The sequence below is a fragment of the Pseudorhodobacter sp. genome (assembly GCF_030452865.1).
Lineage (GTDB): Bacteria > Pseudomonadota > Alphaproteobacteria > Rhodobacterales > Rhodobacteraceae > Pseudorhodobacter.
Window position 1 is genome coordinate 1 of record NZ_JAKDLJ010000276.1, and the last position, 4,981, is coordinate 4,981.

3 protein-coding genes are annotated in these 4,981 nt (G+C 61.3%); 1 reads left to right on the forward strand and 2 read right to left on the reverse strand.

Annotation, left to right across the window (positions count from 1 at the left end):
- A partial coding sequence (locus L0H65_RS14390) for a peptidylprolyl isomerase (protein ID WP_301459739.1) occupies window positions 1-584 on the forward strand: 584 nt, incomplete at its 5' end.
- A gap of 21 nt (window positions 585-605) precedes the next feature.
- On the opposite strand, the gene L0H65_RS14395 is transcribed toward L0H65_RS14390, so the two are convergent.
- Window positions 606-3,728, reverse strand: a complete 3,123-nt coding sequence (locus L0H65_RS14395; RefSeq protein WP_301459740.1) for an efflux RND transporter permease subunit — start codon at window positions 3,726-3,728, stop codon at window positions 606-608.
- Window positions 3,725-4,912, reverse strand: coding sequence for an efflux RND transporter periplasmic adaptor subunit (locus tag L0H65_RS14400; RefSeq protein WP_301459741.1), 1,188 nt, complete (start codon window positions 4,910-4,912; stop codon window positions 3,725-3,727). The genes L0H65_RS14395 and L0H65_RS14400 overlap by 4 nt, the downstream gene beginning before the upstream one ends.
- Between the last annotated feature and the right edge of the window lie 69 nt (window positions 4,913-4,981).

Below are 4,981 nucleotides of genomic sequence, written 5' to 3' on the forward strand. Positions count from 1 at the left end.
AAGTGGAAACCGAGGATGAAGCATTGGTGCGTCAGGTGTTGGAGGTGGCGATTGCGCCGGCGACCCCAAGCAATGCCGAAATCCACGCCGCCTATGCTGCCACACCGGAGCAATGGCGCGCGCCGACGCTGTATGAAGCAGCCCATATCCTGCTACCCGTGCGCCCCGGCGATGCCACCGCTTTGGCAAATGCGCAAGCGCAGGCCGAGATGTTGTTGTCGGAACTCCACCGCAATCCGCGCGCCTTCGACAATCTGGCGCGGGAAAATAGTGCCTGTTCCTCGCGCGCATCTGGTGGGCGTTTGGGGCAGTTGATGACCGGCGATACCGTGCCGGAGTTTGAGGCGGCGATGGATGCGCTGGCGCAAGGCAAGATCAGCCCCGCCCCGGTGCCGACGCGTTACGGCTTGCATATCATCCGTCTGGATGCCCGCGCGCCCGGGGAAATTCTGCCGTTTGAGGCAGTCGCCCCCCGCATCACCGAAATGCTGGAAAAAGCCGCTTGGGCAAACGCCGCGCGTGATTTCGTGGAGCAACTCTCGGAAACGGCGGTGATTACCGGCGTCAAGCTGAAAGCGGCTTGAAGGCGCGGGCTGCGGAACCCCTCACACCGGGGCGTCCGCAGCCATTGCTTGCGCCAATTCGTCGTCCAGTTCCTGCGCCTCATGCGCGCGCGGTTTCGACAGGCCCGCGAACAGCAGATAGGTTGCGGGCGTCAGATAGAGCGTTGAAACAGCGGCAAAACCGAGCGCGCCGACAATCACCCAACCCAGCGCCTCTCGCGCCTCTGCCCCCGGCCCATGCGCAAGGATCAGCGGCACCGCCCCCAGAATGGTTGCCAGTTTTGTCATCATGATCGGGCGCAGGCGGATCGCGCTGGCGCGCTCAATTGCATCGCGCACTGAAAGCCCATCGTCGCGCAACTGGTTGGCAAATTCGACCACCAGAATCCCGTTTTTGGCCATGATGCCGACCAAAAGCACCAACCCGATTTCGGAATATACATTCAATGACCCACCCGTCAGCAGCAGCGCAAACACCGCGCAGGCAAGGCCAAAAGGCACCGTCACCATGATGATCGCCGCACTGACAAAACTTTCAAACTGCGCCGCCAGCACCAGCAGAATGATCAGGGCGGCAAAGCCGAAGGTCGTCGCCAGCCCGTTGGCATTGGTGTCAATCGTCGCCGCCTCGGCCAGCGGAATGATTGAAACGCCGGGCGGCAGATCGGGTAGCAGCAGCGTGCGCGCAGCCGAATAGGCCGTGCCGATGGCGAACCCGTCGCTCAACCCCGCCGTAATGGTGATTGCGCGGCGTTGCTGTTCACGGTCGAGCGACGGCGCGGCGGAGCCTTCGGTGACATGCACGAATTCCGACAGCGGAATATATTTGCCCGACCTGGTTTTCGCAAAAATGTTGGTCAGGTCCGTCGGATCATTGATCGGCTGCGCGCTGGCCTGAAGGTGGATCGGGTAGTTGATGTCATCAATGATGAAATCCCCGATGGACAAGCCGTCGAGCATGGTTTGCAGGGTCGCGCCGATCCCGGTGATGTCGATGCCAAGCGTATCCGCGCGTTCGCGGTCGATGCGCACCCGCACCTGCGCTTGCGTGGTGTCATAGGAACTGTTGACATTGCCGAAACGCGGATCGGCGGAAAGCCTGTCGACGACCTGATCGGCGGCGCCTGCAAGCGTGTCGTAGCTGGTGCCGACAAGGGCGAATTGCAACCCGTTGCCGCCGCCCCGCACCCCAAGCGAGTTAGGTGATATGGCAAAGGCCCGGACCCCCGGCACTTGTGCGATAAAGCGGTTGATATCGGCGGCAATTTCCTGCTGACCGCGCGCGCGCGCGTCTTGCTGCGCAAGGGTTACGGCGATGAAGCCGCGATTGGTGCTGCCACCGAAGCCGCTGATCGAAAACACATTTGCAATTTCACCCGCATCGCGCAACGGTTGCATCAGCCGTTCGATCTGCTGCATCTTGCCTTGGGTATAGGTCAGGCTGACGTTCTGCGGCGCGTTGACCCGGATGAAGATGCCAGAACGATCCTCGGGCGGTGTCAACTCCTGCCGCAGGGTGCCAAAGCCGACAAAGGCAGTAAAAGCGACGATCCCGGCAAGGGTCAGGACAACCAAAGGCACCTGCAAAGCGTGATGCAGCGACCATGCGTAAAATCGCGCGAGCCACATGCCGAACCGCGCAATCAGCCCTGGTTCGGCGGGTTTGGCTTTGACTGCGCCAAGCATCCGCGCCGCCATCATAGGGGTCAGCGACAGCGCCACCACGGATGAAAACATCACCGCGATCGCGAGCGTATAACCAAATTCGGCAAAGAGCGCGCCGACTTGACCGGGCAGAAACGCAATCGGCACAAAGACCGCCGCCAGCGTGACTGTCGTGGACAGAACCGCGAAATACACTTCTTGCGTGCCGAGCACCGCCGCCGCGCGCGCCTTGTAGCCAAGGCTGCGCTGGCGCACGATGTTTTCCAACACGATGATCGCATCATCGACCACAAGCCCGGTTGCCAACACCAAAGCCAACAGTGTCAGAATGTTGATGGAAAATCCTGCCAGATAAAGCCCCGCCATCGCGCCGCCAAGGGCCACCGGCATCGAAACCGCCGGGATCAGTGTCGCCCGCCAATCGCGCAGGAACACAAAGATGATTGCCGTCACGATCAGCACCGAAAAGAACATCGCGCGCAGCACCTCATCCACCGCACCTTGAATAAACACCGCATCATCGGAACTGACCGCGAGGTTGACACCTTTGGGCAAAGTCGTGCGAATATCCTCCACCGCCGCGCGCACCCCTTCGGAAATCTGGATGGTGTTCGATTGTGCCTGACCGACAATGCCAAGCCCGATCCCGCTTTTGCCTTGCGCCCGGATTGAAGTGGTCCCGGTTTCAGGGGCCAGATAGACGCTGGCCACATCACGCACCCGCACACCGGGTTTGATCTCGATATTCTCCATCTGTGCGGTGGTCAGAACGTCCCCCGTGGCCCGGACAATAATATTCTGGTTCGCGGCATTCAGCTTGCCCGCCGGCGTATCATACGAAGCCGAGCCGAGCACCGAGCGCAGATCGGCCAGTGTCAACCCGCGCGCGGCAAGGGCGGCGGGGTTGATATCCACCGTCACCACCTGTGCCTGATCACCGTAAACCTGCACATCGGCAACGCCGTTCACCGCCGCCAGACGATCCACAATGGTATCATTGACCAGATCGGTCAGCCGCCCACGCCCCAAAGTATCGGAGGTCACCGCAAGCCGCATGATGGCGGAGGAATTGCTGTCAGCCTTCACCACCGTTGGCGTTTCCGCTTCATCCGGCAGGTTGCGCACCGCGCGCGAAACCGCGTCGCGCACGTCGGATGCCGCAATGTTCAGATCAACCGACTGGTCAAACTCAATCGTTGTCCGGCTGGAACCATAGCGCGAGCTGGAAGAAAGCCCCGTCACACCCGACACCCGCGCAACCGCCCCTTCGATCACATCGGTCACGGCACTGTCAACGGTATCCGCCGATGCCCCGGCATAGTTGGTGTTCACCGTCACAATCGGACGGCTGACATTGGGCAATTCCTGCACCTGCGTTCCCAAAAGCGCCGCGATGCCCGCCACCATGATGATTGCATTCAGCACGAAGGCCAGAACCGGCCGGCGCACGAAAAGGGCTGCCAGTGCTGCCCCTTGGCTCGGCTTTATCAGCCTGCTCATGGTGTTTTTCCTGCCGGTTTCCCGGCGCCGGCTTCATCCGTCTGCGGTGTCCCAAAGACACGAACCTGCGCCCCGTCCTTCAGCGTTTCCAACCCCTCCGTCACGATCTGGTCACCAACAGCAACGCCCCCCGCCACCAGCACGTTTTCTGCATTGCGTTGCACGATCCGCACGTCGATGCGATGTGCCTTTCCGTCCACCACTTGCCAGATATATGCCCCATCAGACCCCCACTGGATCGCGAGCGGCGGCACGGCCACGAATGTGTCACCCGGAAACTGCATCGCCATTGTGAAAGTCATCCCCGGACGCAGCAGCGCCTTGTCATTGACGATGATGGCTTCGACCTCAAAACTGCCGGTCGCCGGATCGACGCGGTTATCAATCGCGGTTATTGTTGCAGTCACATCAAGCGCGGGCAGCGATACCGGAATCGCACTGACCGGATCGTTGACCGCCACGCGGCCAACAAAGCGTTCGGGCAGTGAAAAGCTGACTTTGATCTTGCTCATGTCCTGAACCGATGCGATCACGCTGGAAGCCGTTACTTCACCGCCGGGATCGACCTGCACCAGCCCAAGCGTGCCGTTGATCGGAGAGACGATCTCGCGGTTTTTCAACTCGATTTCGGTCTTGCGAAGCGCAAGTTCGGCTTGCTGTGTGGTGACATCCAACGCCTGCAACTGGGTGGCCGAAACCACCGACCCGCTGCCAAGCCGTTGGTTGCGTTCCAACGTGCGTCTGGCATCGTCGAGCACGATCTTGGCGGCGTCATAGGCGACCTGCGCACTCGCCGGGTCCAGCATTGCAATCACTTGCCCCGCTGTGACCTGCGCGCCGGAGGTGACTCGCACCTCGGTCAGGGTGCCGGAGGTAGATGGCATCAACACCGCCGATTGCACCGCGGACCCGGTGCCAAGCGTCGACAGCCGGTCATTGATCACCGCCTCGGTCGCGGGTTGCAACACCACCAAAGCCATGCGCGCGCCGCCACCCCTGCCGGGGCCACCCGCGCCCGCAGGGTTTTTTGTGGCGTCAGCCTGCGGTGCAGCGGCATCCGACTTCGCAGCCAGCAGGCCCGCCGTTTCCAGATAGGCGCGCCCGCCCGGCACATAGGCGACAACCCCGAACCCGACCAGACCGAGCAGAACAATAATACCGAGAAGCTGTTTCCAGATCGCCAAACCCGTATCCCTTGCGTTTTGCTGTTGCTGCCGTCAGGGCCGCATATCATCGTCCAAACATCTATCCAG